A 26,777-nucleotide genomic window follows, 5' to 3' on the forward strand; every position below is an offset into this window, starting at 1 on the left:
CCATGACGAATTTCGCGACGATCCTCGATAGCCTGGAAAAAACGCCCCGCCCCACGGAGCGAGACGCCGGGCCTGTGCGTCCCCCGCCGATGGGAACGCTGCTGCGCGAGAAGGCGGCGCCATCGCCGCTATCGCAGGAAGATCGCGCGGCGCGAATATCCCGCGCTTATGGAGCCGATCCCGCAATACCGCAGGAGCCTCCGCCCGCGCCGCCGCAGCCGAAAGCCGCGCGGCTGCCGGAGCGTGAGGAGGTTCTCGTCGAGCTCTTGCGCGCCGAAGGCTCGATTGCGAAGCTCGGCGCGCTACGGCGGCGGCTCGCCTGGGCCTGCCACCCGGATCGGCAGGAGAAATCGCGCGCGCGGCAAGCGGAGCGCCTGCTCGCGGAGTTCAACGCGCAGATCGATCAGGCCGTCGCGCGAGCCAATGCGCGCGCCGCGCGGCGCTGATCACTCGCCGATGACGACTCCGGCGCTGGAGACCAGCGCCCATTTCTCGCCGCGACGCTCCAGCGCGGTGACGCGGCCGAGCCCCTCCACGAGATCGCCCGGCGATACTTTGATGATCGCATTCGGGGTCTGCAGCAGAGCGACTCCCGATCGCACGCTGAGCAGCGTGAATCCGGGAACGCCCGCCTCCGATTGCGGCTCGCCGATCGAGCCGACGGGCGTGAAGTCGACCTTGCCGCGCTGATCGGCGATCTGCGTCTGAATGCGCTTGGAGGCGATGACCGTGGGGCGGCTGTAGATGGCGAGATGCTCGAGACCGGCGAATTGCGGCCGCCGCTCCGCATCCGAAATCATATAGCCGGCGAAGGCCGTCGACACGACCGCGAGAGCGACCCCGACAGTGCGCAAGGCGAGCTCGCCGATATCGCGCGTCGGGCGCGTCGGCGGCGTGCGGCGCTCCGCGAAGAGATGCGGCGGCGCGACCTTCGGCTTGCCGAGCGGCGACGCGCGGCGCGGGCCATCGGAGCGATATGTCGGAGCGTCAACCATGCGATCGTTCCTCGAATCGATGAACTAGAAATGGATAGCTCAAAATCGAGCAAAGTTGAATCGAGCTTCGAAATTTCGACAAGCTTCGGGAAATCTTGGATCGTTAGCTATCGCATCGGACGCGAGGCGCGTCGATGGCGAAGGATGCGCCGAGTTCCGTTGAGCGATCGGAGCGGACAGACGGTGAATTTATGCGTATCGAGCAATCGTCGGATCCCATGAATGCGCTGCCGATCGGCCTCGCCAAGCTGACGCGGCTGGCTTTCGCCGGCGTCGATCTGAGCCGTGTCGCCGGCCGCCTGCTCGGCATGTGCGAGCGCGACCCGAACCACGCCGGCGCGCTGATGGATCTCGCGGTCATCGATCAGCTCGAGGGCAATCTCGCGACCGGATTGAAGCGGCAGGCCATGGCGCTGAGCAAGCAGCGCGTGTTCCGCAGCACCTGCTGCGGCGCCAATCCGAGATTGCGCGTTCTCGCATTCGTCGCCGCCGCCGACATAGGCGCCAACACGCCGCTCGAATTTCTGCTGGAAGGCTCCGACATCGCCTTGACGATGGTCTATGTGATGCCCGGCCGCGAGCTGCCCACCGTCCTGCCGGATCATGATCTCGCCTTTGTCGCGATCGCGGCGACGACCCTCAATCGTCGCCTGCTCGCCGAGCTCGAGGATCTGCTCGCCTATTGGCCGACGCCGGTCGTCAACCTTCCCGGCCGCGTCTCCATGCTGGAGCCGATCGAACTCGCCGCCAATCTGACGGAAGCCGGGCTGCGCACGCCAAATCTGCGTCGCATGCTGCACAACGAGCTGCGCGACGTCGCGGAGGCGAGCGAGGCCGACGGAAGCTTTCCGATCGTCATCCGCGCGATCGAGCAGCGCAATGAGCGCGGCGCCGAGAAAGTCGACACGGCGCTCGGCCTCGGCCTCTATCTCGGGAAGCGCTCGGACCGGGCCTATCTCGTGTCGCCATTCGTGGATTGCCGTGGACAGGACGGTCTCTATCGAAAAATTCGCCTGCTGTTTATCGACCGGCGCCCCTACGCCTGCCATCTCGCGGTCTCCGAAGGCTGGAACGGCTCCTATGTCGATGCGCGAATGGAAGCAGACCTGCGGCGCCGGCGCGAGGAGGAGCATTTCTTCGCGACCTTCGACACCGACTTCGTGACGCGCCATTCCGGCGCCTTCGAGGCGCTGGTCGAATGCGTCGGCCTCACCTATTTCGGCGTGGATTGCGCAGAGACGGAGAGCGGCGAGCTGGTCGTCTTCAAGGTCGATCACACGCTGCTGGTCCACGACATGGACCCCGTAGACGTGTTCCCTTACAAGCCGCCGCAGATGCGCAAGATATTCGACGCTTTCGCGTCCTATCTGCATCGCGCCGCGGTCGAGGGCGAGCGACGCTGAGCGCCGGCCCCGCTCAGCGCGACGCGGCCTCACGCCGCGGGCGGCAGAAATCGCGCGAGGCGTCGGTCCAGGCGCCGAAGCCGCTGGCGATCATATTGGCGATCACCGCGCACACATAGCTCTTCTGCGCCGGCGCATTCTTCGGCCCTGCGTGATAGCGCGCGACGGCGGAGGTCCATGTCCCTTCCCGCTTGTGAAGATCCTTGAGAAAGCGCGCCGCATAATCGACGTTTGCGCGCGGATCGAACATCGCCTCGACGCTGGCGAAGCGCGCGCCGTGATAGTGATGATTGACCTGCATGCAGCCGATATCGATGAGCACGGCGCCGGAACGCTTCGCCGCGAGAAATCGCATCATTGCCTCGCGGAAATCGGCGCTGAACACCGCCCGCCCCTCGACATTCATCGCGAAAGCGTTGAGCGCGCCCTTTTGCCCGGTCTCGGTGAGCGCCACCGCATAGAGCACTGCGAGAGGAACCGCATTCTCATTGGAGGCGCGGATCATCTCCCTTTCGCAAATATTGCTCGATGTCGGCCGGCCCTCGGCGTGCGCCTCACAGATAGACGTCGCCGCCACGGCGATCAGCGACGCGGCGAGGCTCGCCATTCGGCCCCCGCTCGCCATTCTCCGCGCCCGCGCCTTGCCTGCGCTCACCGCCCGATCCCCCATAGCCCGCTCCCTGTCGACCGACGCTCTGCTCCTCGCGTCCGGCTCCGCCCGATTGCGCAAAGGCGCCGCCATTATCGAACGCGGCTTGCGCATTGGCGGCGTCGGCGACGCTCTGGCCGATCTGAATGGTGCAGGAGTCGATGGTGCAGCCGGACGACTGCATCGCCTCGACGAGCTTCTCGCGCGTCGCATCGAGCCGGTGCAGCGCCTCGGTCGATTCGACGCTGATGCGCATGTCTATTCCCGAATGCGCCAGCTTCATCTTCACAGTGACCGCGCCGAGCGCCGCAGGCTCGAGCTCTATGGTCAGAATTTTGGGCGCAACGTTCTGCCGCTGCGCTTCGCCGACGTTCGCGGCGGGCGCCGCCGTTACCGTAGCCGAAGGCGCCAGAGAAGCAGAAGCGATCAGGCTGCGCGCTTGCGGCGCGAGCAGCTCGGCGAAAGCCGTCGGCAATTGTGTCGCAGGCGCGAGAATGGCGAGCGTTCCGATCGGCTCCGGCGCAGCGGCGCCTGCTCCGTCATCGACCGTCGCCGCGCTCGGCGCTGCGGAGACATTCGGCGCATCGCCCGTCACAGCAGACGCTGTCGTCGGCGTCGCCACATTGTCACGCGCGTCGAATGTCGCGGCTCTCATTTCGACGGACGGCGCCGGCCGATCGGCGGTCGCCGCCGCGGGGCGGCGATCCGAACTTCCGTCGCCGCTGGATGAAGCGGCTTCCACGCTGCGCGCATCGCCGAATGAAGTTGCGACAGTGGTGGGATCGACGGACTCCGCCACGGTCGATGCGCTCGCGCGCCGATCATTGGCCGAGATTCGATCGCTCGACCGAACGGCGCTCATACGATCGCGCTGTGGCGCGGATGCGGTCGGCGCGGCGCCCGACGCAACGATGGCCGCGCGCGGCGCATCGCCACTGGCGGGAGCCGAAGAGGATTGGATCTGCGCCGCGCCTGTCGATGCGGCCGGCGCTCGATCATCGCTCTGGATGTGATCCGCCAGCGCCGATGCGGGCGCGCGATCGTCGATCGACTCTATGAAAGAAAGATCTCGCGCTCGCCCACGATCGGCAGGCGCGCTCGAGGCGGGAGTCGGCGCGGACTGCGAGGCGCCGGCATCCGACGATCGCCGCACAACCTGCTGCGGAACGCTGGGGTCTGCGGCGCTCGCAGCAGGGGATGGCGCGGCGCGCGATGCGGCGGCGACGGACCGAGCGACGTCCGCGGCAGGCGTCGAACGGCGCCTTTCGCTCGAAATCTGCGAATCGGGTGTGGTAGCTGCGGTCGCGACATTTCGCTGCGACGCGGCCGTGTCGGCGGTCGCCGCATCCTGCTGCAGCATCGACAGCGACGGGCTCGACGTATCCGCAACCGGCGCCTCGGTCGCGGCGCGAGCGGTTCGGTCGACTTGCGCGCTTCGATCCAACGTTCCGCCGGTGAAACTGGACGCGCGCGTCGATGTGGCGCTCGTCGTCCCCATCCAGTCCGAGCGCCGATCATCGACATCGACCAATGTCGCAGGAACATCGCTTCGGCTACGATCAGAGGTTTCGAAAGACGTCGCCTGCCGACGGGCGGAAGCGTCCGCGGTCGTCACCTCGCCATAGGCGCGCGATTGGAACGCCGCCGCGCGCGTTGATGTGTCCTGCACAGTCGGCTCGGCGCTGTCCGAGGTAGAGCGTGCGCCGATGTCGGCGGCGATTTCCGTGCTGGGCGAAGCAGCGCGCGTATAAGCGCGCGTCGAAGTCGGAACAGCTTCAACCACGGGGTCACGCGGATCGAACGGCGTCAACGTCGTTGGCGTTTCGTATGGCGAAACAGCTGAGGCCGAGGGACCGATCTCGATGCGCGCCGACGGAGCGACGACACTCGTTTTGTCTGCTTGCGCGACTGAGACGCCGCCGAGATCGTCGGACGGACTCCCGCGCATATCAGGAGCAGGAGCCGCATAGAACGTCGAGGGCGCGAGCTCGGATTGCGAAGAAACGCTCGTCGATCGAGCCTGCCGAAGGAGATCGGAAGCCGACGGCGCCACATCGCCGCGAAGCTCGAAGGGCGCGAACGACCGAGCGCCAAAATTGGAGGCGACTGAAGGCGTCGATTCTGGAGAGTCGGACGATCTCTCCTCGATCGCGACATCTGGTGAACGCGGAGCAGCCGCTGCGAAAGCGTCTCCCTGCAAATCGACAGACGAGAGCGCAACCGCGGCGCGCCGTCCCTGCGCGACCGAAGATCGATCAGCGGCTGCAAGAGCGCTGTCATCCGAGGATGTCTGCGCCGCGCGAGGCGCCGAGGCGGGGCTCGATGACACGGATGGCGCGTAAGCGTTCTCGCCTCTAGCCGAATCGATTTGCGCCGAGGAAAGCGTTGCAGCGGGGTCCGCCGTTGGAGTTGGCGCATTGGTTTGCGAAGACGCGGGAGCTGATGGACGCGCGGGAGCACGCAAATCGAACGGCGCGAATGCGCTCGTGCGAGCGATCGGCGCCTCCAGAGCGCTCTCGTCCGAGCTTCGCGCGAGTGACTGGGTCTGCGTCTGCATCTCGAGCGCAGACGACGCCGACCGCACGGGAGCACGATCCAGATCATACGATGCGACGGAATCCAGGCGCGCATCCACGGCGGCGGCTCGCGGCGCGAACGACGTTTCCGCGGACGGCGATGCGGAGGCCGGAAGCGGCTGTCTCTGCGTCGTCGCCTCAATCTCGTCGAGCGACGCCGAAATGTCATTCGGGACGGGCGCGGAAGCGGCGAGCTCCGACACGGCAGGCGCTTCTATTGCCGATGAGCGCCCGGCCCCGAGCATCACGATGGGCGTCGAAAATGACGGCGAGTCGTTCGGCGAAGCAAATCTTACGGATGTCGCTTGCGGCGTCGCTGTGGGTGATACGCCTAGCTGAGCGATCGACGCGCCGAGCGAAGTGGCGGACATCTTATCGCCCGATACCGGCCGGCTCGCACGTCGAATGTCGATAGTTTCTGTCGGCGCCGATGAATCCGGGACCTCTGAATCGATACCGATGAGGCGCGCCGACACACGATTGTCGGTTCCTTGCTCTGCGCTCACCTCGCCCGTGGACGGCGCCGAAACAATCGCATCGACGTGGACGAAATTCGCACGCGAGGAGGCTTCCACGCGCAGAGGTTCGGCGACCAAAGTCGCGACTGCCGAAGCAGCGACCGGTTGCGGCCCGGTGGCCTCTCGCGCGGCAGATTGGACCGACGGAGGCGCTTCGATCGGCGGCGTTTGCGAATTCGTCGCACCAACCATGGACGAGTCTCGCTGCGGCGCGGCCGCGGCGGGCGCTAGCCCCGACGAGACAGCCGCAACCGGAGCGCTGCGTGGATCGGGCGTCGTGGCGACAACAGCTTTTTCGTCGTCTGATGCGCGGCCGCTGAGATTGCGCGACATCATGACATTGGCCGCCGAAGCGATGACGCTCCGCCCGGCTGTCGAGTCGGAGCGCAAAGAAGAGGCGGGCCGCGATGCGGATGCAAGCGGAGCTTCGCTCTGCCGCTCCACGGAGGCTTGCGCGGACGCCGCTGGCGTCGACTGAGAAGCCATGTCGGAGAGTCCGCTGGAAGCGCCAGTTGTCGATGGGATCGTCGACACAACGCCGGAAGACCAGACGCGCGGCTCGACGGCCTGATCGATTTTGTCGGCCTGCTGCAACGAGGGCGCCGCATCCGACGTCCGTGCCGGCGGCGAAGCGTCAGGACCAGCGCTGTCCGCGATACGCCTGCCGGACTCGATCGTGCTCGGTCGCGGTGAAGACATGGGCGCGGAGAAACGGCGCGCAACCTCGTTCGCGCCACTATCCGCTCGTGATCCACCCGCTTCCTCGCGCATCGGCACCGCTGTCTCATCGATGGATGCGCCATCGGATGGAGCCGGCGCCGATTGCGCATCGACAGCGGGCCGCCAGCTCATGTCGAATGCCGGGACCGCGACGAAAGCCAGCATCTGCGGCGCCGCATTGCTCGTCGCCTCAGCGGCCGCAGCTTCCTCGGAATCCGACACCCTATGATCTGCCATCGCTTCCGCGGCAGGGAGGCGCGCAGAGACAGTGCTTCGATCGTCGAGATCGGAGAGCAGCGAAGCGAATTGATCGGCGTCCGCGCCGTCAGAATCACGCTGCCCGGACGAAGCCGCGTCGGTCTGACGAGCAAGAAGACGTGCGGTCTGAAGATTGGGAAAAAGAGCGTCGAGAGTCATCTGCGTGTCGCCCGCTGCAGCAGCGCGTCGGCGTCGCTCAACGCCTGCTGCGCAGAGCGCTCGACCGTCGAATCGGGACGCGTCGCCTCTTGGGCCGGCGTGGTCGCCGCGGCGGAAGAGACGCCGTCGGTCACGCCCTGAAGACGGCTGATCGCGGCGGTCACGATGTTGCGAACTTCGACATCGGCCGAAGGCAGAATTCTCGGATCGATTTTTTGGAACTCCGCTTCCGCCGTCTCGAACTCACCAGTGAGCCCGGCGATCGCAGCGCGATAGAGCTCTACGCGCGCGCGGGCGGCGGGCGTGTCTGCGAGAGGCCCTGCATATTGCGTCTCCGTCGTCGCCAGGGCGACACGGCCGCTCAGAATCGCTTGCCGCGCGACGCCCATATGCGTCTCGAAACGCAATCCTGGCGAGGCGCCTTTCAGCAGACCGCGGAATTCGCTCAAGCGGGAATTGTCGCCATTGGCGGCCGCGCGCAGCGTCGCGGCGCGCATTTCGTCCCAATAATTGCGGGAGAAAGGCGATCTTGCGTATTGCGAGCCATAGCGACGGCCGAGCACGAGAAATTTTGTGGGATCCTGCGTCACATCGACGATCGACATCTCGCGTCGCAGGGCGGCCTCCTCGACAAGGGAGCTCGGCATCAGCAAACGCGCGAGATCGAACAGCTCGCGCGCCTTCGCTCTATCGGAGCCGATCAGCAATCCGCCTTGGATCAATGCGAGATGCGCGGCGAGCGTGTCGGACTGCGTTCGCGCATCGATCGGCGCCAGCAGCTTGGCGGCCTCGTCATTATGGCCTTCCGCATAGGCGACGGCGCCGGCGACGAGCGGCGTTTCGGCATCGGGGACGAGATGGGCGTCGAGAATTTTGCGGATCGAGCGGGATGGGCCGCCGCAGAACAGGAAGATCGCTGCGGCGACAGAATTGCTCTTTTCCTTCCAGGCGTCGGCTTCGAGCGAAGCGACGACCTGCTCTATGCGCTCGATCTGCGCAGGAATCGCGCCACGGGCGCCGGCCGCGCCCTGCACCATCGACCCTTGCAAAGTGTTGAGCGCGCGCACCTGCTCGGTGAGCTCGCCCGCTTCGGCGCAATATGCCGGACCGAAGCTCAGGCCAGCGGCGAGAATGACGGCTCGCGCGAATATCCTCACCGATCGCTCCTGCGCAGCAAGATTTCGATGCGGCGATTGACCGCCGCGAGCGGCTCTTTGGGAGTCTTCGGCCGACGATCGGCATAGCCGGCGATCTTCACCACGCGCTTCTCGGGAAGCCCGCCGCGCACGAGCATGTAATAGGCCATGTTGGCGCGATCGGAAGAGAGACGCCAATTGTCATAGGTCGCCGATTTATAAGATCGACCGTCCGTGTGTCCGCGCAGCTCGATCTCGCCGCTCTGCTTGGCGAGGAGCTGGCCGATTTGGCCGATGATGCGGACGGCCTGCGGCCGCGGCTCGACGGAGCCGACGGCGAACATCGAGAATGCGGCGTCGTCCGTGAGGCTGATGAGCAGCCCTTCGGACGTCTCCGCAACCTCGACATGCGGAGCCGCGCGCAATGCGGCGAGCTCGGCTTTCACGACCTTCTCCACTGCGGCCTTCACACTGGCGGCCGTTGCGTCGCCCTTCTTGTCCTCCCCTTGCGCCGAAGCCGCCCCGCGCGGAGGCTGCGCCGCAGATTTGCTCTGCGACGTCGATGGCGCGGGCTTTGCGCGCGGAGCTTCCAGCGGCTCGGCCGTCGGCGATTTGTCCGGCGAGCCGCTGTCCTCGATACGCTCGTCCACATAGCCGACGCCATGGGCGCTGCGATCGAAGGGGTCGCCGAAGGACGAAGGCTGCGCCGATTTTTTGTCGATCTCGTCGAGAGTCGACATCGGGTCGTAAAGGAGCGCGGCCTCGCGCTGTGGGCTGTCCTTCTCCGCGGAAGCCGGCGGCGCCGAGGCCGGCGCGCCCTTGTCCGGCGCCGCGCTGGGTTGCTGGCTCTTTCCCTGCCCCGCTTCGGCAGGATCACGCAGCCCCTTATGCGCGGGGTTGGAGTCGATGAGCTGCACGGGATTGAAATATTGAACGATCGCCGCCTTGGTCTCCTTCGATGTGGAATTGATGAGCCACATCACCAGAAAGAAGGCCATCATAGCTGTCATGAAGTCGGCGAAGGCGAGCTTCCAGACGCCGCCATGATGCGCTTCCTCTTCATCGCCATGCTTCTTGCGAATGAAGATGATCTCGCTTTCCTCGTGATCGCTCATGCGGCGTCATCCCCTTCGCGCAGCTGCGCCATCCATTCGCCGAGGCGGGTCTCGATCGTCGTGGCGTCGAGACGCGCACGCACGTCGACGCCGCCGACATCCTCGATCTTCGTGGCGATATCCTCGCCATTGAGCTTGGCGCAGACCGCCTCGAGCAGATCCACGGGTCCGCTGAGATGAATCACCGGATTTTCCCGATCGGCGATGAGAATGCGCAGAGTGTCCATGAGGGCGACGAGCATCTTCTCTCTGATCTCTCGCACCACGAAGGGCTCGAGAATGCGCTCGACGTCTTCGCCGATGCGCGCGGAGTAGCGGCCGAGCGAGTCGCGAAATTCACGACCGAGCCGCTCGCCTTCTTCGCGCGACCAGCGACGCCGCTCCTCCTCTAGCCGCTGCGCGACGGCCGCGCGCTCGCGCGCGATCATCTCGTCGCATTCGGCCCTGGCGGCGGCGCGCCCTTCCTCGAGCAATTGCTCGCGCAGCTCATCGGTGAGAACGGGTCGGATATCTTCCGGCTCGGGCTCTGGGAGATCGATCGCCGGCTCCGGCTCGTCGAATTCGATGGCGAGCGGGGACGGCTCGGGCGCGAGGATTTTCGGCTGCTCGTCGAAACAAGGAAGATAGAAGGCGACCGAGCGCGCCATCAAACGCGTCCCTCCGCATACATCCATTGCTTCAGAATCGCCACGGCCTGCATCTCATCGGCCTCGATCAGCTGCTCGAGCCGCTTCTGCTGGGTGAACGTCTCCTGATCGGCGATATCCTCGATCAGCCCCGTATCGATCGCCGCCGCCATTGTGAATTCTGGCGCCTCGAGCGGAGTGAAGGGCAGCTCTATGCCTCCATCGAGGTCGAGCATCGGCGAGGCATTCTCGGCGAGCGCCGCGCTCGGAGTCTCCGCGAGCAGCGCACGGGTCGCGGGACGCAGGCCGAAGATGACGAGCATCACAGTGACGGCGATCAGCGCCAGAGCATTGATGACCGAGCCGAGCTGATGCGTGAGCGCGTCGGCCCAGCCCGGCGCCTCGACCGGACCCATATCGTTTTCATTGGGCATGAATTCGACAGCCGAAACCTTCACTGTATCGCCGCGCTCCTTGTGCAGGCCCGCGGCCGTCGAAACCAATTGCTCGATCTCCTTGATCTGCCGCTCGACCGCATCGGGCTTCGGCGCATCCTTGCCGGGACCGCCGAGGCTGGCGCGATTGACCAGAACGGCGATGGAGATGTTCTCGACCGTATAGCCGCCGCTGACCGTGGTGATCGTCTTGGACGAGAGCTCGAAATTGGTGAGCTCCTCGTTCTTCTTGTTCTCGTCGTTGGACTGCTTGCCCTCGGATGCGGACGGCTTATTGTCCTGCGGAATATTGCGGTCCGAGCCGGTGGATCCGGTGGTGCTGTTGTTCTGCGACGTCGAATTCTCCTTGACGACGCGCACCGATCTCTCGACCCGCGACTCGGGATCGAAGATCGTCTCATTGGTCTGCTTGCGATCCGTGTTTATCCGCGTTCGCACGCTCACCTGGAAATTCGACAAGCGCAGATAGGGCGTGAGGGTACGGCGGATATTGTCCTGAATATCCTTGGCGACGGTGCGCTCGAGCGTCAGCGTCTTGCCGGGCACGGCGTCATTCTCATCGCCTTCGGAGGTCGTGAGCAGCATGCCGTCGGTATTGAGCACTGTGACTTGATCGACCGTCATGCCGGGAATGGATGCGGCGACGAGATGGCGGATCGCATGTGCCGCTTTGGAGTCGTCGGGGCTCTCCGTGCGAATGACGACGGAGGCGGAGGGCGGCTGCTTGGCGCGGCGGAACGAGCCTTCGTCGGCGAGCACGATATGCACGCGTGCGGCCTTCACGCCGCGAATCAGCTGAATGGTTCGCGCCAGCTCGCCTTCCAGCGCGCGTATGCGCGTCACCTCCTGCATGAAGGAGGTGAGGCCGAGCGAGCCGACCTTGTCGAACAGCTCGTAGCCGGCGTTGGCGCTCTGAGGCAGGCCTCTTTCGGCGAGCATCATGCGCGCTTGCGCGGTCTGGCCGTAGTGGACCGAGACGGCGTTGCCCTCGGGATTGATATCGAATGGAGTCCCGTTCGATTTCAACGCGGCGCCGATGCGGCTCACATCCTCTCGATCGAGGCCGGCGTAGAGCACCTCGAAATTCGGACGTGAGAGATAATAGGCCGCGACCCCGGTCACCGCCAGGACGAGGACAAAGATCATAGCGAGTGCGGCAAGCTTGCGGGGACCAAGTCCGAGCAGATTGTCTCGCAGCTGAATAAGGCGATCCATCGGGGGCGTTTCATCGGGTTGACGCGATGCGGTTCCCCAATGTGCAGGCGGTGGCTTGCGCGAACTTTGCCGATCGTCTCGGCTCAGACGAGGAAGGGCCTCGCCGTCGGCGGCGAGACCCTTGCTCGGATCGTCGAAATCGTCACTGGAACAGCTTGAGGATGATCTGGCTGTTCTGGTTGGCGATCGACAGCGACTGGACGCCGAGCTGCTGCTGGGTCTGCAGAGCCTGCAGGCGTGTCGACGCCTCGTTCATATCGGCGTCGACGAGCGAGCTGACGCCATTGGTGAGGGCTTCGTTCAGCGTCTTGACGAAGGCGGCCTGACCGGTGATCGTCGTCTGCGTCGCGCCGATCTGCGCCGCATATTTGGTGAGATCGGAGATCGCCTTGTCGGCGTTGGTCAGCGAATCGGTGATGACCGAGCTCGAGGAGACGTCCGTCGTCGACAGATTGGTGAAATCGGTCGCCGCGGTCGCGCCCGTTCCCTGCGCAGCTTCCAAAATGCCCGAGCCGGCCGCAACCGCAGGCGACGCGCCGCCGCCGCCGATCAGCGCGGTCGCCGTAAGATTGATCGTGTTGAGCGCCGAAGCCGTCGAGCCGCCGCCATCCGTGTAAGAGGCGATAAAGGCGAAGGAAGACTGCGAGCCGTCCAGAATGTTGAGGCCGTTGAAGCTCGCCGAGGCGACGATGCTCTTCAGCTGATTGCTGAGGCCGGTCAGGCTCGTGCCGATCTTCGCCGTGTCTGCGCCGGGCTGCGCCGCCTGCGCGACCGCCGATTTGATATTGTTGAGCACCGAGATCGCATTTGTGACGGCGGTCTGGGCGATGTTGAGGAGCGATGAGCTCACCGTCATCGAATCGCCGATCGTCGACAGCACGCCTTGATCGGACTTCATCGTCTCGGCGATCGACCAGGTCGAGGCGTTGTCGGTGGCGCTCGAAATCTTGAGGCCGGTCGAAACTTCCTTCTGGGTGCTCGCAAGCGCCTGCTGCGTCGCCCGCAGCGACTGAAGGGCCGTGATAGCCGAGGGGTTAGTGAGAATGCTGGACATGACTCATCGATCCCTTTTGGGGTGAAACTAGTGACGAAAGGCATCCCGGAATTTCACCGGCTCGACGGAAACGGCATCATGCCTTTGGGCTCGGGAGCCCTATCCGAAGCAATCATCGGCGGAGCGCCACATCGCGGGAGCCAATCCACTCGACGACCCGTCGAAACCGTTCCGGTCTCGACGGTTACAGCACAGCCTGCACGGTGGTTAACCTAACTAGATAACCTTAATAAAGGTCTAAACGGGCAAAGCGTCCGCCGCGCACGCGCGACAAAAAAAGCCGCGCCCCGAAGGGCGCGGCTTCTTTTCGGGTTTGGAGAGTGGCGTATTACTGGAACAGGCGCAGGATGATCTGGCTGTTCTGATTGGCGATCGACAGCGACTGGACGCCGAGCTGCTGCTGCGTCTGCAAGGCCTGCAGGCGGGTCGAAGCTTCGTTCATGTCGGCGTCGACCAGCGAGCTGACGCCCGCCGTCAGACCTTCGTTCAGCGTCTTGACGAAGGCGGCCTGTCCATTGACGCTGGTCTGCGTCGCGCCGATCTTCGACGCATATTGCGTCAGATCCGCGATCACCTTGTCGGCGTTCGACAGAGTGTCGGTGATCGTCGAGCTCGAAGCGACGTCGGAGGACGACAGGCTCGTGAAATTCGTCGCGGCGGTGGCGCCGGTGGCCTGAGCGGCCTCCAATATGCCCGCGCCGGCCGCGACCGCCGGAGAAGCGCCGCCGCCGCCGATCAGGGCGGAGACCGACAGGTTGATCGTGTTCAGCGCCGAGGCCGAAGTGCCGGTGCCGTCGCTATAGGAGGCGATGGAGTTGAAGGTGCTGCGCGAGCCGTCGAGCAGATTCAAGCCATTGAAATTCGCCGAGCTGACAATGCTCTTGAGCTGATCGCTGAGACCGGTGAGGCTCGTGCCGATCTTGGCCAGATCCGCGCCGGGCTGAGCGGCCTGCGCGACGGCGGATTTGATGTTGTTGACGACCGAAATGGCGTTGGTCACCGCGGCCGTAGCGACGTTGAGCACAGAGGAGCTGACCGACAGCGAGTCGCTGATCGTCGAGAGAACGCCCTGATCGGATTTCATCGTCTGAGCGATCGACCAGGTCGAGGCGTTGTCAGTGGCCGAAGAAATCTTCAGGCCCGTCGAAATCTCCTTCTGCGTGGAAGCGAGAGACGACTGGACCGAGCGCAGCGATTGCAGAGCGGTGATGGCGGAGGCGTTGGTCAAAATGCTGGTCATGACTCGTCGATCCTTGGATGAGGTGAACGCGACATCCCGGAAACTCACCGGCTCGACGGAAGCGGCATCATGCCTTGGGCGCCCTGCCCTATCCGAAGAACTCTGTCGACGGCGCGCCTGCGGTCTCGCATAGCCGCGCCGGACAATCGGATATTACACGTAGGGCGCAGGATCGCCACAAATCGCGGAAAATGCGATTAATGAAGGGCTAACAGGGATTTGGAGCCGCGCTGCCGGCTTGGCGCTCCCTGGGACGCTGGTTCAGCCGTAGGAGCGGATGAGGCTGCCGACGAGGAGATTCCACCCATCGATGAGGATGAAGAACAGCACTTTGATCGGCAAGGAGATCGCGGTCGGGGGCAGCATCATCATGCCCATCGACATTGTGATCACCGCGACGACCATGTCGATGACGAGAAAGGGCAGCACGATGAGAAAGCCGATCTCGAAGCCGCGACGCAGCTCGGAGATCATGAAGGCGGGGGCGAGAACCTGGAGACCGAGCTTCTCGTAATCTCCGGTCGTCCCTTTGTCCTTGGTCAAATTCTCGAACAGCTTGATGTCCTTGTCGCGCACATTGGCGATCATGAACTTGCGGAACGGCTGCGAGATTTTGTCGAACGCCTCCACCTCGGTGATCTTATTGTCCATCAACGGCTTCAGCCCGTCCTTCCAGGCCGCGTCGAAAGTCGGCGCCATCACATAGAAGGTCATGAACAAAGCGAGGCTGATGAGCACGAGATTGGCCGGCGTGCTCTGCAGCCCCAAGCCGCTGCGCAGAAACGACAGCGCTATGGCGAAGCGGGTGAAGCTCGTCACCATGATGAGCAGGCCCGGCGCGATGGAGAGGACCGTCAACAGGACGAGGATCTGCACGATCCTGCCACTAGCCGCGCCGCCTCCTGCGGGCAGCAGTGCGTTGAGGTCGAACCCCTGCGCCAGAGCGGCGGTCGGCGCAAGGAGGAGGAGGAGAAGGATCGCGGCTGCGCGCTTCATTGAACGACCAGGGCTTGAATGATGACCTCCTGAATGTGACCTTCCGAACGTGTCGCCGCCCGATCCGTCAGATCCTCGTGCAGGCGCCGCAGCCCGTCCGAGCCCTCGAGCGAGGAAAGCGTCATCGTCCGCAGAAAGGCGACGATGTCCGCGGTCACTTGCGAGATCAATATGTCCGGCTGCGGCACGGCTTGGGAATCATAGACGATCGACGCCTGAAGGCGCACCCATCCGGTCTCCGGCAGGGCGAGATTGGTGACGATCGGCGCGAGCTCCTTGAGCTTCATCTTCGCCTGCGGCGCATCCTTCGCGCCTTCGTTCGGCGCGGCGGCGCCATGTCCGCCATGCGCCTGCCCGCCATGTCCCTGCGCGCCATGCCCCTTATCGGCGGACTCCGCGCTTTTTTTCGGCGCCGCGCTCTCGGCCGGCGCCGGCTCGGCGGGTTTGGCGGCCGTGGACGGATCGCCGGTCAGCGTGAAGCCGAGGAAGCCCCCGCCTCCGGCGCCGAGAACCGTCGCGACGATGAGCGCGAGCGCCAGCTGACCGGAGGACGACGAATGCGTTTCGGCGGCGGTGGTGGTGCCAGACGGCGCGGCCACGTTCCTTCCCCTTCCTATCTCAGAACGGCGCGAATATGTCGTAGGCCTGCTGGCCCCATGCGGGCTGCTGCACCTCCGTCAATCGCCCACGTCCGCCATAGGAGACGCGCGCCTCGGCGATCTTGTCGTAGGAGATCATATTGTCCTTGCCGATGTCGCGCGGCCGCGCGATGCCGGCGATCGTCAGCACGCGCAGCTCGTAATTCACGCGGATCTCCTGCGACCCGCGCAGCATGAGATTGCCATTGGGCAGAACCGCGGTGACGACGGCGGCGACCGAAAGCCGAATCTGCTCCGAGCGGTTGATCGACCCCTGCCCCTGCGTCGAGCTGCTCGACTGCAGATCATTATTGACCGTGCCTGTCCATTTGCGCTCCGGCGGAGCGGATGACGCGCCAGCGAGGAAATCGAACAGAAACGACCAGGTCGTCTTGACCTTCGAATCGCGCGAGCGATCGGTCGAATTGCCGAGCACCGCCTTGTCGTCCATAGATATGTTCACGGTGACGACATCGCCGACGGTCATCGCGCGCACATCGCGATAGAGATTGACCCTGTTCTCGTCCAGCCGCATCTGCGGCCCGAGCGCCGGCGGACGCGTCGAGCCGGTCGGCAGCTGATCGTCATAAGCGGACAATCCGCTGCCGACGGGACTCATATGTGGCTCGCGCCCGATGTCGCGCGGGTCCGTGGCGCATCCGGCGAGCGCCAGCGCCGAGCCGATCGCTATAGCAAGCCGCTTCATTGCTTCTTTCCGCCGCCGACGAGGCTCGACAGAGCGGCGACCTTCTTGGTCAGCACGACGGCGCGGGAGGCCTCCATCTCGTTGAGAATCGCGCTGGACTGCTTTGGCTGCAGCCGCATGAGCATGGCCGCCGCCATGTCCTCCTCCATATTCGCGAATTGCGCGGCGGCGGCTTCCGGCCGCATGCGTCCATAGATAGAGACGAGCCGTTCGTCGGTCTGCTTCAGCAGCGTGTCGTAGCGATCGAGCACATCCTGCAGCTCCGCGCGCTTGGCTTCGAGCTCCGCGGTGCGCTTGGCGATTCGCTGCTCGATATCCAGCAGCTCCTTCTCCTGCCGCGCATTGCGAGCGGCGCCGGCGGCGGCGGCTATATCGGCGCAATATTGGCGCGCATCGGGAGGCGGCGGCGCGGCGCGCGCCTCTCGCGCCCGCGGAGGCTCCTCCTTGGCGACAGGCTCCGCCTTCTTCTGCTCCGCTCCGACGGCGAAGGCGCATGAGACGAACGCCGCCGCGGCGACGAGCGGAAGCGCCTTTCGCAAATTTGACATTGGATCTGGCCCGGGGTCTGGCTCGACGTCTATGTTCGACGAACCATAGGCTGACCGATCCGCCTTGCGTGTGGCTTGCTCGAGACGCAGCGCGCGGCGAACACCGCGGACACAGGCTGGTAAAGAAAGCATTACTTTATTTGGTTACTATTTCGTTGACGCCGCGGAATCGATGCGGCTAAGTAGTCCGTATAGTGATTCGCGCAGATTGCCAGGGCGAGACAGATGTCAAGGGGACGGCAATGTTCATAATCGTCGATGAGCGTGAACTGGTGACGAGTGGGTATGCGCGCCACTTCGGCCAGGAGGGAATCTCCTCGGCGGGGTTCTGTTCCGGGCAGTTCATCGATTGGGTCGACTCCGCGGTCGAGACGGATATGCTCGCCGTGGAGGCCTTTTTGATCGGGGAGTGCCCGGAGCGCGAAGAGCTGCCGAAGCTCATTCGCAAGCGGTCTCAGGCGCCCGTCATCGCGATGAACGAGGCGCCGTCTCTCGAGCAGACGCTCGGGCTGTTCACGGCCGGCGTCGACGACGTCGTCCGCAAGCCGATTCACGTGAAAGAGATTCTCGCGCGCGTCTACGCTATTCGTCGCCGTGCGGAGACACGTCGCGATCATGCGGTGGTCGGGCCGATGCAGGTGTTCTTCGACGGCCGCGATCCACTGGTGCGCGGAGAGCCCTTCAACCTGCCGCGACGCGAGCGCAGGATTCTCGAATATTTCGTGATGAATCGCGGGCGCCGTCTGACCAAGTCGCAAATCTTCAACGCGGTCTACGGTCTCTTCGACGATGTGGTCGAGGAGAATGTCGTCGAGAGCCATGTGAGCAAGCTGCGTAAGAAGCTGCGTGCGCGCCTCGGCTATGACCCGATCGATTCGCAACGCTTCCTCGGCTATATGATGGTCGGCTGAAAAGCGTTCTAAGCTTCGATAATTGAGAGAAAGGCTCTGGCCGGCGTTACGCCGGCCGGCCTTTTTTCAGTGTGGGATATCGTCCTTCGGGACGAAGGCGAAGCTCTTGACCAATGTCTCGCGCACGAGCTCGCCGCCCAGCCTCTCGTTGATGCTCTTGGTGAGCTCCTTCGTCAGCGAATTGAGATCGTATTTTTCGATTCGCCGAAAATCGAGGTTGTTGTCGGCATAGAGCCGACGAAACGCCTCATCCATCACATAGCTGTCCGCATCGACCGGCGCGCCGCCGCCGCCATGGCCTCCCTTGTTGGACGCCTCGACGACATAAGCGAATTCCGCCGAAATATAGCCCTTCAGCGTCCCGTCCGAGATGATCGGAACGGTGATCGGCTTGACCTTCTTCACCTCGAGCTTTTCCGCATGCTGCGCCGCTTCCCCCGGCGCGCTGCGATGCGATTTCCAATAGGACGCGCCGAAGGTCGAGCCCAACGTCACCACGCAGGCCCAGATCCCGATCAAAACCATGCGCATCATCGATAGGGCTCCAAAATCAACGTTCCACCGATGCTCTCGTGGAATAGGTTCCGTCGGACTCCGCCATCTCGATCGTGCAGATCATGATGCCGGCAATCTCTCGCATCGCGCGAAGGCGCCGTTCCAGCAGCTTTCCATTTTCGACCAGAGTGGCGCGCAATAGTTCGACCTTCGCTTCGATCGCGGACGAACGCGGCGCCGCATAGGCCCGCGAGGCGCGCGAAAATTCGAGCAGCGCATGAGTCTTGCGCGCGTTGAAATCCTCGAAGTCCACATTGGCGCGTGATCGCAGCGCCTCGGTCTCGCGCTCGATCAGCCGCGTCAATCGATCGACGCAGCCGACGAAAGCCGCACGCCGCGCCTCCTGTGCATGATCGCTCCGGAACGGCGTTCCACTCATTCTCTCATCGCTATATCGATGCGCAGCCATGTCCCATATCCATTCGAACCGGTTCCAATCACAGTCGCGGATAACGCCGACGACCTCACGACGTCTTTGTGCGCTCATTGCTCGAAGACAAATTGTGATCGAGCAGCTTGCGCAGCCCCAGGCCGCCCGCTTTCGCGATCTGATCGCCGATCTGCTCGGCGATCATCGAGCGCCACACATCGCCCGCGGTCCCATGACCGAAATAGCCGTTTTCCGATTTCGGAAGCATCGTCTCCAGTGACGATTGAATGATGAAGGCCTCGAACTTTTGCGTCGCCTCGCCAGGCCGAATTGGCGCCCGCGTCGCGGCTGCCGTCCCATCCCAGACCACAGGCGCCGCGACAGCGAGCTTCGCGGAGGGCGACGCCTTGCCATTGTCCGCGACTACGGCCGCAAAGCCATCGACATTGCTCGGCGTAGCGTTAGAAACTTCGCTGAGGCGCGTGACCGCCGCATTGCGACGCACAGGATCCGCGGCCCTGGCGACTTCGGTGACGAGATCGGTAGCGGGAAAGATCGACATCGGTCTCCAATCCTTCGACAGCGAATTTTCTACATGAGCAGACTTACGGCGCGCTGAAGTCGCGCGGCGTCGTGCAATGCTCGATCACCTCGCGCAACGCCTCCAGCTCCATCGCGCGGTCCCGCTCCATCTGAGCGTCGGCGACGAGGCGTTCCGCCTGCTTCACGCGCTTGGCCTGCTCCAAGGTCACATTCGTCTGCCGATCGACCTCCTTGCGAAGCTCCTGCTGCTGGCGAATATTGGCTTTCAGCCTTTGCAGCACCACTTCCGGAAAGAGCGTGATCAAATTGCGATTTCCGTCGAGACATTCGACGATTCGCGTCTCCTCCTCCTTCAATTCGCGCGCCCTTCGCTCGAGCTGAGACAGGCGCCCCACCTCGATGCGATGCAATTGCTCATGGACTGCGAGAATCCGCCGCTGATTTTTCCAATTCATCGCCATTATCCCGACAAGAGCCAAGCGCCGAACGCCGAGGAAAAAGCCGTGAAGAAATCATCGGCCATCACATAGAACCAATAGATGCCGAGCCCGATCAGCAGCGGAGTCGAAACAAAATAGACGGGGACCGACGGCGTCATGCGATTGAGAAAGCCGAAGGCGAGATTGACGATGAAGCCGAACAAAAGAAACGGACTGCTGATGCGCAGCGCGAGCAGAAACGATTGGGACAGCACATTCGAATATTCCCGCAACATTCCGTCCGCGGGCATTCCATCCCTTACAGGAATCGCGGAATAGGATGCGAAGAGGCCGCGAATCATCTCCCAATGCTGATCGAGCACGAAGACCAAAGTCGTCGCGCCGAGCATGATGAACGAGCTCATGGCGGGAAGCGGCTCCGCCTCCTCCACAGCCGACCCCAATATATTTCCGAGCCCGGTCGTCATCGCCGCCGCTGTCGTCATCGTCTCCAGCGCGAAGAAGAAAAGACGCGCCATCGAGCCGATGAGCACGCCGATGACAAGCTCCCCGATTACGACGAAGAGCACGCCGCCCGGCGTAGCGTTCGCCACCACTGGCGTGACGACATCCGCGAGCGCCGGCGCCAAAGCGACCGTCAATCCGATGGCGATAAACAGCCGCGCGCGCACCGGCACCCGTTGGCTCGCGAAGCCAGGTATCGTCATGATGCAGCCGCCGATCCTGCAGAACAGCACGAAGAGCGTCGTGACGACGCTCGTCAGCCCCGCCGTCACGAAATCGTCCCGAGCGATTTGATCTCGACGCCGCGAGCGATCTCGAGATGCGAAAGAATGGGAAGCGCCGAAAAGAGACGGCCGACGATCATTTTTACATAAGGCCGCGCTTCTGGCGTCGTCACCACCGCAAATACATCGCCGCGCTCTATGCGCTCGCGAATCGCAGTCCCCGCCTCCTGGCCAAACTGCTCGATGAGCGAAGGATCGGCGTTGAACTCGACGATCTCGCCCTTGGCGTCACGGCGGAGACTCTCATGGAAGAACAGGTCCCAACGCGCGCCGAGCCGCAGCACGCCGAGCGTCCCGTTCACTGCAATCTCGCCGCAAATTTGTGGCGCCAGCCGCGTCCGCACATGCTCCACGATCGGCTCGGCGCGTCGCGCATAGGGAACCACCTCGCTGACCGCCTCGAGAACGAGATCGAGATTGCGGATCGACACACGTTCGGCGAGCAGCAGCTTGAGCACGGAATGGAGGCCGGAATTGGAGATGAGATTCGGCACCATCTCGTCGATGAGCTTGCGATATTCGGGCTCGAGACGATCGAGCAGCATGCGCGCGTCGCGATAGGACAAGAGCTGGGAGAGATTATTGCGCAGCACTTCCGAAAGATGCGTGAGCAGCACGGAAATCGGATCGACGGGCTCGAATCCCTCGCGCCGCGCCTCGGCGACGAGCGCATCGGGAATCCAGAACGACTTGAGACCGAAGGCGGGATCGACCGTCTCATCGCCCGGAAGATCGGGCTGGCGGCCCTGCCCGACGATGATGAGATGCTGCCCGAGCTGCAATTCCTGCGTGGTGACGACTGTGCCGTGGATCTTGATCTGATAGCTCTTCTGCTTCAGCGCGAGATCGTCGGTGAGCTTGATCTCCGGAATCACAAATCCATACTGACGAGCGAAATTGCGCCGCATCTTGCCGACGCGATGCGCGAGCTCGTCCTGCGACATCAGGAGACGGGCGGACAGCTGCTTGCCGAGACAAAGCTCGACGCCCGGCGTCTTCAAATATTCCCGGATCGAATCCTTGGCTTCCGCCTGCGCGCGCCTGTCGTCCTCGGCCTTCTTGGCTTGCTCGCTGGCGCGGAGCTTTGCCGCCTGCTTCGGCGTGGAATAGGCGACGAACGCCATGGCGCCGCCGAGCATCATGAACGGAGTGAGCGGCAGACCCGGCATCATCGCCAGCACGAACAGCAGAGACGAGGCGACATAGAGCGCCTTCGGGTAATTGCCGAGCTGCCGAACGATGTTTTGCTCTGTCGAGCCCCGTGTGCCGCCCTTCGACACCAGAAGGCCTGCAGCCAGCGACACGATGAGCGCGGGAATTTGCGAGACGAGACCTTCGCCCACCGAGAGCTTGGTGAACACATCGGCGGCGTTCGACAAAGGCATGCCATGGCGCGTGACGCCGATGACGATGCCGCCGAAAATATTGACCGCGAGGATCACGAGGCCCGCGATTGCGTCGCCTCGCACGAATTTCGACGCGCCGTCCATGGAGCCGAAGAAGGAGCTCTCCTCTTCCAGCTCACGGCGGCGCAGCTGCGCCTGCTTCTCGTCGATCAGCCCGGCCGAGAGATCGGCGTCGATCGCCATCTGCTTGCCGGGAATCGAGTCGAGCGTGAAACGCGCGCCAACTTCGGCGATACGCGTCGCGCCCTTGGTGATGACCAAAAAATTAACCGTTACGATGATAGCGAAGACCGTCAGACCGATGACGAAGTCGCCGCTCATCACCAATTTGGAAAAGCCGGCGATGATATAGCCTGCCGCGGCGGTTCCCTCCGCGCCATGTCCGAGAATGAGGCGGGTCGTCGCTATGTTGAGCGAGAGACGCAATATCGTCGCAACGAGGAGAATCGTCGGAAAGGCCGAAAATTCGAGCGGTTTCTGGATCCAGAGCGACACCATCAATATCAGCACGGCGAGCGCGATAGAGAATGCGAGGCCGATGTCGATGAGGAAGGGTGGAATCGGCAGAAAGAAAATGCAGAGGATGAAAATGATCGCCAGAGCGAATCCGACGTCCTTCACGCGTCCCTCGGGCGCGCCCCCAGCCAATGCGACGTCGGTCATCTCTCGCTCCCAGCGGCTCCTCGCACCCCGCGACGTCGCGGGCGCTGCCGCCTTCAGAATCCCTTTTCGATACGCGAATACGCATAATCAGTGAACGCTTGAATCTGCGCGCCGAGAAACGGCGCAGAGAGCCCGAGCGCGACGAAGATCACGATGATCTTCGGCACGAAGGTCAAGGTCATTTCCTGAACCTGCGTGAGGGCCTGAAGCAGCGCGATGACGATGCCGACCGCCATTGCGGCGCCGACCACCGGGCTCGAGACAATGAGCACGGTGAAGATCGCGCGCTGCATGATCTCGAGCGCGTCCGCCTCGTTCATTCGCTCACCGTGACGCCCGACCCGAGAGAGATGGTCTTGCCGTCAGTGAGCGTCGCAGTCACGCCGGAACTCGATGTCGAGACCGAGGCGACGACGCCGGAGGTCGAGCCGTCGGAAGACGACACTGTCTTGCCGATGAACGAGCTGGCTTGCGTGAGCAGATTGGAATTCAGGATCGAGGTCAGCGTCGTGTTCGTCTTGACCGCTTGCTCGACCGACGAAAACGAGGCGAGCTGGGAAACCGTCTCGGTCGGATCCATCGGCTTTGTCGGATCCTGGTACTTCATCTCGGTGACGAGAAGCGTCAGAAACTGGTCGTAGCCGAGCGTCTGCGTCGAGCTGCTGGAAGACGACGTCGAGCTCGTGCTCGAGGTCGCATTGGTGACGGAGGTCGTCGAGGTCACAGTCACTGTATCGCCTCCTCAGGCTGCTTTGCCGCTGTCCTGCGCCGCGCTCGGCGCCAGTATTTCGGACTCGAATGGGAACAGCGTACGAATCGTCTTCAACGCATCGAACATTCGCTTGTCCTCGACATATTTCGCAGCCAACGCCAGCCCATTGAGAATTCGCGGATCGGGAAAGGCGGTGTTGAGCGAGGCCAGCATGCCGCGGCACATGTCCGATGCCGCCGCTGTGTCGTTCGGCGACATCAGCATCAGCTGCACGACGAAGTAGAGCTGTCGCAAAGGCGACGTCGCGTCTTTCGCCTGCATGACGTGATTCTCGAGCAGGAACGTCACGTCGTTGAGCAGTTCGATGCAGACTTTTCGGTCGGCGCGGATCACCGCGCCGTTGAGATAGAGCTTCTCGCCCCGCCGTAACGAAATATTCATGCCGCCCTCAGCTCAGTCCATCGGCGATCATCTGATTGATCTCGATGACGCCGTCGAAATTGTCCGACCTGCCGCAGTCGATCGCCTCGAGCTCACGAAGAATCCACAGGCCGATCGAGATGAGCGAAGCTCGCAACGCTTCGGGAAGCGCGTTTCCGTCGCTGCCGAGGTCCTCGATGAACACGGTCCATATTCGGCGCATGTTCCCGGTCGCCTCGAACGACTCGCTGCTTCGAACCCCTTTGACCTTGGCCACCGCGAGCAGCCGGATCGCCCTCTCGAGCACGGCGCGCTCTCGGCCGCGGGCCACAGCGGGGGAGTCTTCGACCGTCTGAGCATAGACATTACGATACATGCGATTCTCTTCGGGTCATTCGTGCGCTCAGATATATTTCGACAGCGTCAGCTGCTGAATCTTTCCGGTCAGCGTGTACGACGTCTCGAGCTGAGTGGTCAGGTTGTTCAGCCGCGTCGACGCTTCATATGGGTCGACGTTTTCGAGCGAGCCGATCTGCGTCTTGATCATGTCACTCTGCGCCGAAAGCGATTCATTCGCATCCGAGACGCCCTTCTGCATCACGCCGACTGTCGCTCGCAGATTGGTCAACCCCGATATAGCGTCAGACATTGTGGCAGATGCAGTCTTGAGAATCTGTTGATATGCGGAGCTGCTCAAAGATTCGACGCCGAGATCGGCGACCATTGTGTAAGCCTGTGCGAGCTGACGCAGCGATGTCTCATTTGCGGACACAGAGGTCTCGGAAGTCTGCGACAAGGAGATTCTGTTCGTCGCCGTCTCATCGGTCGCGCTAGACCAATTGCTGCTCCACCCGGACGAAGAGAACAGATCGGCGAATGAGCCCGAGAGGAAGGTCGCCATCTGCTGATCTGTGATGGCGCTCGCGCCGGCGTCGCCTTGCGCGACCCCGAAGGCGCCGAAGAACGCCTGATCGACCGACTGCTTCGCGGTCGACGGAGTAGTGGAGAAGTAGTCAGCGAGCGGCGCGACGGCGGTGTTGACGCCGCCGAAAATCTGCACGCCGTCGACGCTGGTGTCGAGCGCGGAGATCAGCGATTTCAGTCCAGTCTCGGCATAGCCCTTGATGGCGCCGGGATCGCTGCCGGCGCCCGATTGCGCGCTGACCAGCGTCTGCAGAAAGTTCTGAGCCGTGCTGGCTATCGAGCTCAGCGCCGTATCCGTCGCGCTGAGACGAGTCGTGATGACATTATTGCTCGCTGTCAGCGCGGCGAGATCATCGGCGTGAAAGCCGTAGGAATAATCCTGCTGTATCGCGGCGCCGAGGCCGAGCCCGATATCGGCGAGGCGTCCGGTCGAGACTTCCGCCTGAGTCTTCGACAATTGCGTCTGAACGTCGAGGACAGACCGTCGCAGCGCATTGGTGAGCGATTGGGTCGAGGTGATCGAGACCATTTGTCCGTCCGTTCGTCAGAGCGCCTGGAAGAGCGCGGTATACATGGCGTCTATGGCCGAGATGAGCTTTGCCGACGCTTGATAGGAGTTTTCGAGATCGAGCATTTTCGACATTTGCTCGTCGAGATTGACGCCGGTGGCGCTGGAGAGCGCGTCGGTCGTCTGCGACAGCAGCGTCGACTGATAGGATTCGGTATCCGTCGCCTGTTGACGCTGGGCCTCGAACCAACCGAGCGAGGATGTCGCATAGTCTGTGAGAGACAGGCTGGAGCCGAGGCCTGCGGAGGGATCGAAGCTCTGCGCTGTCGAGAAAGAGTCGACGAGCTGGTTTATGCGATCCGTAAAGCCCGCGGCACCAGTCGTATTATAGAGATAGGCGGAGTTGGTCGGATCAGAAATGCCGCCGTCGCGCAGCCGAGTGAGATCGCCGCCCTGGCTCGGATCGGCGTTGGGATTGACGATGATCTGGCCGGCGAGACCGGGCACGACGCTCGCCCCCGGCACTGATGTTGCGCCGGAATAGGTGAACAATCCCGGCGCCGTCGTTCCAAATCCGGATTGATCGCTTTCCGCGAAAGCAGTGATCAGTCCGCGTGCGGTTTCATCGAGCTGATTTTGATATTGCGGCGCGACGACGTCACGAAGCTGCGTGAGGCCTTGCAGCTTGCCGGACTGAATCGCCATGGAGGCGGAGGCGCCGGTCACTGGCACGCCATCCACATAGACCGCGTTTCCGGTAGTCGAGGCCGCGTAGGCGCCGGTCGCCTGAAAGGTCACCGATCGCGCCGTCGTCTCGAAGAGCGTGGCGCCGCCGTCGGCGTAGATCACCATATCGTTATTGGCGCGCGTGACCGTGGTCACGCCAATCTCGGACGAGAGCGATTTGAGAAGAGATTCGCGCTGGTCGAGAGCGGATGAGACGTCGCGCCCGACCTGCGTTCCGGCGACGACTTCGGCGTTCACCTGCTGAAATTGCGACAGGATCGAGTTGATATTCGCGACAGAGGATGCGATCTCGCCATCGGCCTGCGTGCGCAATTGCTGCACGGTCGAATCCGCCGTGTTGAGCGCCTGCGCCACCGCCTTGGCGCTCGAAAGCACGTTTTGCGCGACCGTCGTGCTCGAAGGCGACGCACTATAGCTCTGCAACGCGCTTTTCAGCGCCGAGAGCAGGGACGCCGGCGAGCGATTTGTGCTCGTGTCGGACGCTGTGCCGGAGGATAGCCCGAGCGCCTGATCGATCTGGTCGAAACCAGAAGACAGCGCCGCCGCCGAGGCTTGCGTCGCGGTCGCCTGCAGGGAATTCTGAACGAGCGCGGCGTTGGTGGCGCGCGCGACGCCATCGATCTGCGTTCCGCCATTGGAGCTCGTGGAAACGAGCGCCGTCTTGGTCGCATAGCCGGAGACATTCACTCCGGCTATGTTGCGTGATACGACATTTATTTGCGCGGCGATCGTTCCGAGCGATTGATTGGCGATCGCTCCGGCATTCGTGAGTGACATGGCGAC

At 63.3% G+C, this 26,777-nt stretch carries 28 protein-coding genes; 3 read left to right on the forward strand and 25 right to left on the reverse strand.

The annotated features are described in order from the left end of the window. Positions 1 to 2: 2 nt before the first annotated feature. Positions 3 to 446 carry a hypothetical protein gene (locus tag A1351_RS10175; RefSeq protein ID WP_064032915.1) on the forward strand — a complete coding sequence of 148 codons (444 nt, stop codon included), beginning with the start codon at positions 3 to 5 and terminating at the stop codon, positions 444 to 446. Here A1351_RS10175 and A1351_RS10180 read toward each other — a convergent pair whose 3' ends face one another. Then, on the reverse strand, positions 447 to 995 hold the full coding sequence (locus A1351_RS10180; RefSeq protein WP_024879109.1) for a hypothetical protein: 549 nt from the start codon (positions 993 to 995) through the stop codon (positions 447 to 449). 218 nt (positions 996 to 1,213) lie between these two features. Here A1351_RS10180 and A1351_RS10185 point away from each other — a divergent pair, with 218 nt between their 5' ends. Further along, positions 1,214 to 2,398 (forward strand): hypothetical protein, encoded by a 1,185-nt coding sequence (locus A1351_RS10185; RefSeq protein ID WP_024879108.1) that lies wholly within the window; start codon positions 1,214 to 1,216, stop codon positions 2,396 to 2,398. A gap of 13 nt (positions 2,399 to 2,411) precedes the next feature. On the opposite strand, the gene A1351_RS10190 is transcribed toward A1351_RS10185, so the two are convergent. From A1351_RS10190 to A1351_RS10245, 12 genes are all read right to left on the reverse strand, one after another. Continuing rightward, positions 2,412 to 3,005 carry a transglycosylase SLT domain-containing protein gene (locus A1351_RS10190; RefSeq protein WP_024879107.1) on the reverse strand — a complete coding sequence of 198 codons (594 nt, stop codon included), beginning with the start codon at positions 3,003 to 3,005 and terminating at the stop codon, positions 2,412 to 2,414. After that, positions 2,953 to 4,716, reverse strand: coding sequence for a flagellar hook-length control protein FliK (locus A1351_RS25315; RefSeq protein WP_198162327.1), 1,764 nt, complete (start codon positions 4,714 to 4,716; stop codon positions 2,953 to 2,955). The genes A1351_RS10190 and A1351_RS25315 overlap by 53 nt, the downstream gene beginning before the upstream one ends. A gap of 2,558 nt (positions 4,717 to 7,274) precedes the next feature. After that, positions 7,275 to 8,435: a hypothetical protein gene (locus A1351_RS10200; RefSeq protein WP_064032917.1), complete on the reverse strand. Its 1,161-nt coding sequence runs from the start codon at positions 8,433 to 8,435 to the stop codon at positions 7,275 to 7,277. Continuing rightward, positions 8,432 to 9,529 (reverse strand): flagellar motor protein MotB, encoded by a 1,098-nt coding sequence (locus A1351_RS10205; protein WP_064032918.1) that lies wholly within the window; start codon positions 9,527 to 9,529, stop codon positions 8,432 to 8,434. Before A1351_RS10205 ends, A1351_RS10200 begins: the two co-directional genes overlap by 4 nt. Beyond that, positions 9,526 to 10,176, reverse strand: coding sequence for a hypothetical protein (locus A1351_RS10210; protein WP_064032919.1), 651 nt, complete (start codon positions 10,174 to 10,176; stop codon positions 9,526 to 9,528). Before A1351_RS10210 ends, A1351_RS10205 begins: the two co-directional genes overlap by 4 nt. Beyond that, a complete protein-coding gene (gene fliF / locus A1351_RS10215) occupies positions 10,176 to 11,825 on the reverse strand; it encodes a flagellar basal-body MS-ring/collar protein FliF (RefSeq protein ID WP_024879102.1) in 1,650 nt (549 codons plus the stop codon). Before fliF ends, A1351_RS10210 begins: the two co-directional genes overlap by 1 nt. A gap of 142 nt (positions 11,826 to 11,967) precedes the next feature. Continuing rightward, on the reverse strand, positions 11,968 to 12,879 hold the full coding sequence (locus tag A1351_RS10220; protein WP_024879101.1) for a flagellin: 912 nt from the start codon (positions 12,877 to 12,879) through the stop codon (positions 11,968 to 11,970). A 328-nt stretch (positions 12,880 to 13,207) separates the two neighbouring features. After that, on the reverse strand, positions 13,208 to 14,119 hold the full coding sequence (locus A1351_RS10225) for a flagellin (protein WP_024879100.1): 912 nt from the start codon (positions 14,117 to 14,119) through the stop codon (positions 13,208 to 13,210). A gap of 261 nt (positions 14,120 to 14,380) precedes the next feature. Beyond that, complete coding sequence (gene fliP, locus A1351_RS10230) at positions 14,381 to 15,115, reverse strand: flagellar type III secretion system pore protein FliP (protein ID WP_024879099.1); 735 nt, start codon at positions 15,113 to 15,115, stop codon at positions 14,381 to 14,383. Continuing rightward, complete coding sequence (locus A1351_RS10235) at positions 15,112 to 15,714, reverse strand: flagellar basal body-associated FliL family protein (RefSeq protein WP_024879098.1); 603 nt, start codon at positions 15,712 to 15,714, stop codon at positions 15,112 to 15,114. Before A1351_RS10235 ends, fliP begins: the two co-directional genes overlap by 4 nt. A 19-nt stretch (positions 15,715 to 15,733) precedes the next feature. Beyond that, positions 15,734 to 16,459: a flagellar basal body L-ring protein FlgH gene (flgH, locus tag A1351_RS10240; RefSeq protein WP_024879097.1), complete on the reverse strand. Its 726-nt coding sequence runs from the start codon at positions 16,457 to 16,459 to the stop codon at positions 15,734 to 15,736. Then, positions 16,456 to 17,007 carry a MotE family protein gene (locus A1351_RS10245; RefSeq protein ID WP_024879096.1) on the reverse strand — a complete coding sequence of 184 codons (552 nt, stop codon included), beginning with the start codon at positions 17,005 to 17,007 and terminating at the stop codon, positions 16,456 to 16,458. Before A1351_RS10245 ends, flgH begins: the two co-directional genes overlap by 4 nt. Before the next feature lie 242 nt (positions 17,008 to 17,249). On the opposite strand from A1351_RS10245, the gene A1351_RS10250 reads away from it, so the two are divergent. Continuing rightward, positions 17,250 to 17,918 (forward strand): response regulator transcription factor, encoded by a 669-nt coding sequence (locus tag A1351_RS10250; RefSeq protein WP_024879095.1) that lies wholly within the window; start codon positions 17,250 to 17,252, stop codon positions 17,916 to 17,918. 66 nt (positions 17,919 to 17,984) lie between these two features. On the opposite strand, the gene A1351_RS10255 is transcribed toward A1351_RS10250, so the two are convergent. From A1351_RS10255 to flgK, 12 genes are all read right to left on the reverse strand, one after another. Next, positions 17,985 to 18,452, reverse strand: coding sequence for a flagellar basal body-associated protein FliL (locus A1351_RS10255; protein ID WP_245267236.1), 468 nt, complete (start codon positions 18,450 to 18,452; stop codon positions 17,985 to 17,987). 16 nt (positions 18,453 to 18,468) lie between these two features. Then, positions 18,469 to 18,852, reverse strand: coding sequence for a hypothetical protein (locus A1351_RS10260; protein WP_064032920.1), 384 nt, complete (start codon positions 18,850 to 18,852; stop codon positions 18,469 to 18,471). Between the two features lie 85 nt (positions 18,853 to 18,937). Next, positions 18,938 to 19,405, reverse strand: coding sequence for a rod-binding protein (locus A1351_RS10265; protein WP_024879092.1), 468 nt, complete (start codon positions 19,403 to 19,405; stop codon positions 18,938 to 18,940). A gap of 43 nt (positions 19,406 to 19,448) precedes the next feature. Beyond that, positions 19,449 to 19,841, reverse strand: a complete 393-nt coding sequence (locus tag A1351_RS10270; RefSeq protein ID WP_245267235.1) for a hypothetical protein — start codon at positions 19,839 to 19,841, stop codon at positions 19,449 to 19,451. Between the two features lie 5 nt (positions 19,842 to 19,846). Further along, positions 19,847 to 20,602 (reverse strand): flagellar biosynthetic protein FliR, encoded by a 756-nt coding sequence (locus A1351_RS10275; protein WP_024879090.1) that lies wholly within the window; start codon positions 20,600 to 20,602, stop codon positions 19,847 to 19,849. Beyond that, a complete protein-coding gene (gene flhA / locus A1351_RS10280; protein ID WP_026598004.1) occupies positions 20,599 to 22,683 on the reverse strand; it encodes a flagellar biosynthesis protein FlhA in 2,085 nt (694 codons plus the stop codon). Before flhA ends, A1351_RS10275 begins: the two co-directional genes overlap by 4 nt. Before the next feature lie 53 nt (positions 22,684 to 22,736). Next, the gene (fliQ, locus tag A1351_RS10285; protein WP_024879088.1) at positions 22,737 to 23,003 is read right to left on the reverse strand and encodes a flagellar biosynthesis protein FliQ; all 267 of its coding nucleotides are present in this window, start codon (positions 23,001 to 23,003) and stop codon (positions 22,737 to 22,739) included. Continuing rightward, positions 23,000 to 23,413, reverse strand: a complete 414-nt coding sequence (gene flgD, locus A1351_RS10290; RefSeq protein ID WP_064032921.1) for a flagellar hook assembly protein FlgD — start codon at positions 23,411 to 23,413, stop codon at positions 23,000 to 23,002. Before flgD ends, fliQ begins: the two co-directional genes overlap by 4 nt. Positions 23,414 to 23,425: 12 nt before the next feature. After that, positions 23,426 to 23,836 (reverse strand): flagellar biosynthesis repressor FlbT, encoded by a 411-nt coding sequence (flbT, locus tag A1351_RS10295; RefSeq protein WP_024879086.1) that lies wholly within the window; start codon positions 23,834 to 23,836, stop codon positions 23,426 to 23,428. Between the two features lie 7 nt (positions 23,837 to 23,843). After that, a complete protein-coding gene (gene flaF / locus A1351_RS10300; RefSeq protein ID WP_024879085.1) occupies positions 23,844 to 24,191 on the reverse strand; it encodes a flagellar biosynthesis regulator FlaF in 348 nt (115 codons plus the stop codon). Positions 24,192 to 24,218: 27 nt separating this feature from the next. Further along, positions 24,219 to 25,268, reverse strand: coding sequence for a flagellar hook-associated family protein (locus A1351_RS10305; RefSeq protein ID WP_024879084.1), 1,050 nt, complete (start codon positions 25,266 to 25,268; stop codon positions 24,219 to 24,221). Positions 25,269 to 25,283: 15 nt separating this feature from the next. Then, on the reverse strand, positions 25,284 to 26,771 hold the full coding sequence (flgK, locus tag A1351_RS10310) for a flagellar hook-associated protein FlgK (protein ID WP_024879083.1): 1,488 nt from the start codon (positions 26,769 to 26,771) through the stop codon (positions 25,284 to 25,286). Between the last annotated feature and the right edge of the window lie 6 nt (positions 26,772 to 26,777).

The organism is Methylosinus sp. R-45379, from assembly GCF_001644125.1.
Taxonomy (GTDB): domain Bacteria; phylum Pseudomonadota; class Alphaproteobacteria; order Rhizobiales; family Beijerinckiaceae; genus Methylosinus.

What these genes read in the sequence shown, in the direction of transcription:
- A1351_RS10210 (WP_064032919.1), bottom strand. Translation starts at nt 10,176, where the DNA reads ATGGCGCGCTCGGTCGCCTTCTATCTTCCTTGTTTCGACGAGCAGCCG.
- A1351_RS10245 (WP_024879096.1), bottom strand. Translation starts at nt 17,007, where the DNA reads ATGTCAAATTTGCGAAAGGCGCTTCCGCTCGTCGCCGCGGCGGCGTTC.
- flaF (WP_024879085.1), bottom strand. Translation starts at nt 24,191, where the DNA reads ATGTATCGTAATGTCTATGCTCAGACGGTCGAAGACTCCCCCGCTGTG.
- A1351_RS10190 (WP_024879107.1), bottom strand. Translation starts at nt 3,005, where the DNA reads ATGGCGAGCCTCGCCGCGTCGCTGATCGCCGTGGCGGCGACGTCTATC.
- A1351_RS10180 (WP_024879109.1), bottom strand. Translation starts at nt 995, where the DNA reads ATGGTTGACGCTCCGACATATCGCTCCGATGGCCCGCGCCGCGCGTCG.
- A1351_RS10265 (WP_024879092.1), bottom strand. Translation starts at nt 19,405, where the DNA reads ATGTCGATCTTTCCCGCTACCGATCTCGTCACCGAAGTCGCCAGGGCC.
- A1351_RS10270 (WP_245267235.1), bottom strand. Translation starts at nt 19,841, where the DNA reads ATGAATTGGAAAAATCAGCGGCGGATTCTCGCAGTCCATGAGCAATTG.
- fliP (WP_024879099.1), bottom strand. Translation starts at nt 15,115, where the DNA reads ATGAAGCGCGCAGCCGCGATCCTTCTCCTCCTCCTCCTTGCGCCGACC.
- A1351_RS10185 (WP_024879108.1), top strand. Translation starts at nt 1,214, where the DNA reads ATGAATGCGCTGCCGATCGGCCTCGCCAAGCTGACGCGGCTGGCTTTC.
- A1351_RS10205 (WP_064032918.1), bottom strand. Translation starts at nt 9,529, where the DNA reads ATGAGCGATCACGAGGAAAGCGAGATCATCTTCATTCGCAAGAAGCAT.
- flgK (WP_024879083.1), bottom strand. Translation starts at nt 26,771, where the DNA reads ATGTCACTCACGAATGCCGGAGCGATCGCCAATCAATCGCTCGGAACG.
- fliQ (WP_024879088.1), bottom strand. Translation starts at nt 23,003, where the DNA reads ATGAACGAGGCGGACGCGCTCGAGATCATGCAGCGCGCGATCTTCACC.
- flgH (WP_024879097.1), bottom strand. Translation starts at nt 16,459, where the DNA reads ATGAAGCGGCTTGCTATAGCGATCGGCTCGGCGCTGGCGCTCGCCGGA.
- A1351_RS10255 (WP_245267236.1), bottom strand. Translation starts at nt 18,452, where the DNA reads ATGATGCGCATGGTTTTGATCGGGATCTGGGCCTGCGTGGTGACGTTG.
- A1351_RS10175 (WP_064032915.1), top strand. Translation starts at nt 3, where the DNA reads ATGACGAATTTCGCGACGATCCTCGATAGCCTGGAAAAAACGCCCCGC.
- fliF (WP_024879102.1), bottom strand. Translation starts at nt 11,825, where the DNA reads ATGGATCGCCTTATTCAGCTGCGAGACAATCTGCTCGGACTTGGTCCC.
- A1351_RS10225 (WP_024879100.1), bottom strand. Translation starts at nt 14,119, where the DNA reads ATGACCAGCATTTTGACCAACGCCTCCGCCATCACCGCTCTGCAATCG.
- A1351_RS10250 (WP_024879095.1), top strand. Translation starts at nt 17,250, where the DNA reads ATGTTCATAATCGTCGATGAGCGTGAACTGGTGACGAGTGGGTATGCG.
- flhA (WP_026598004.1), bottom strand. Translation starts at nt 22,683, where the DNA reads ATGACCGACGTCGCATTGGCTGGGGGCGCGCCCGAGGGACGCGTGAAG.
- flbT (WP_024879086.1), bottom strand. Translation starts at nt 23,836, where the DNA reads ATGAATATTTCGTTACGGCGGGGCGAGAAGCTCTATCTCAACGGCGCG.
- A1351_RS10260 (WP_064032920.1), bottom strand. Translation starts at nt 18,852, where the DNA reads ATGAGTGGAACGCCGTTCCGGAGCGATCATGCACAGGAGGCGCGGCGT.
- A1351_RS10305 (WP_024879084.1), bottom strand. Translation starts at nt 25,268, where the DNA reads ATGGTCTCGATCACCTCGACCCAATCGCTCACCAATGCGCTGCGACGG.
- A1351_RS10220 (WP_024879101.1), bottom strand. Translation starts at nt 12,879, where the DNA reads ATGTCCAGCATTCTCACTAACCCCTCGGCTATCACGGCCCTTCAGTCG.